The organism is Bartonella sp. AA86SXKL (assembly GCF_042196885.1).
Window position 1 is genome coordinate 1 of the sequence record NZ_JBHIRE010000164.1, and the last position, 978, is coordinate 978.

Below are 978 nucleotides of genomic sequence, written 5' to 3' on the forward strand. Positions count from 1 at the left end.
TGGCAAAAGTTTAAACAAGGTCTTGCCTCTGTTGCTCAAATTTGTGAAAGCTTGTGGGAGGGGATTAAACAAAGCCTTTCCAACTTTTGGCAATGGTTGAAGCGTTTTTTTTCTCAAGAAAAGCTCACGGATAGTGCCAAGGCTGGTATGGAACAAGCCGGGGAAGATTTAGCGAATTGGATTGTTAATGGTTTTATGTCGTCCATCTCACAATTGACAGATTTTTGTAAATCTTTACCTCACCGCATAAAGGGGTGGATTGGGTCGATTGATGTAAGAGATTATTTGCCAAGTTTTTTAGGAGGCAAAACGCCTCAGCCCCTTGTACAATTTGCGGTGGCTGGTCGTGCCAATGTGCCTCTCACAGAAGCAAAAGACAAAGAACGCGTCCCCATCACGCACCATCAAAATGTCACGGTGCATGTCAATGGCGCGCGTGATCCCATTGCCACTGGTCGTGCGGTTAGTCACGCCATTCAACGCGCACGCGCCAATGCGCTGCATGGAGGGACCGAATAATGGCAGGAAGGCAATGAGGGGAGGGACACACAAACTTATGTATCGCACTCAAAATGTCACGGTGCATGTCAATGGCGCTCGTGATCCTGTTGCTAATGGTCGAACGGTTACTCACACCATTCAACGGGCACGCGCTAATGCATTGCATGAGGGAATAGAATAATGGGAGGGAGCATGCAAGATCCTTTGATGATGTTAGGTCCACATCAATTTTATGTGGACTGGCTTAATTTCCAATCTTTTGAAGAGGAATTCTCTGCCTCATGGGTTTGCTTAGAGCGTTTTGGCAAGTCGCCTAGTTTGCAATTTACTGGCTATGGCAATGATCCCAAAACCATTCATGGCGTTTGGTTTCCAGAAGAATTTGGTGATCGTGTAGCCATTGATGCCATCACCACAACGATCAAGAGAGCAAAGCCGGTCCAGATGCTTCGTTGGATCAATGATACCACCTATAGT

The 978-nt window shown here is 46.5% G+C and carries 2 protein-coding genes and 1 pseudogene; all 3 read left to right on the forward strand.

Going from position 1 to position 978, the window contains the following annotated elements:
- A pseudogene (locus ACFIO5_RS10730) lies at nucleotides 1-519 on the forward strand (phage tail tape measure protein); the annotation flags it as partial.
- 37 nt (nucleotides 520-556) lie between these two features.
- Nucleotides 557-682: a hypothetical protein gene (locus ACFIO5_RS10735; protein ID WP_375616991.1), complete on the forward strand. Its 126-nt coding sequence runs from the start codon at nucleotides 557-559 to the stop codon at nucleotides 680-682.
- An 11-nt stretch (nucleotides 683-693) separates the two neighbouring features.
- Nucleotides 694-978, forward strand: a 285-nt coding sequence (locus tag ACFIO5_RS10740) for a phage tail protein (RefSeq protein WP_375705395.1), incomplete at its 3' end; no start/stop codon positions are given.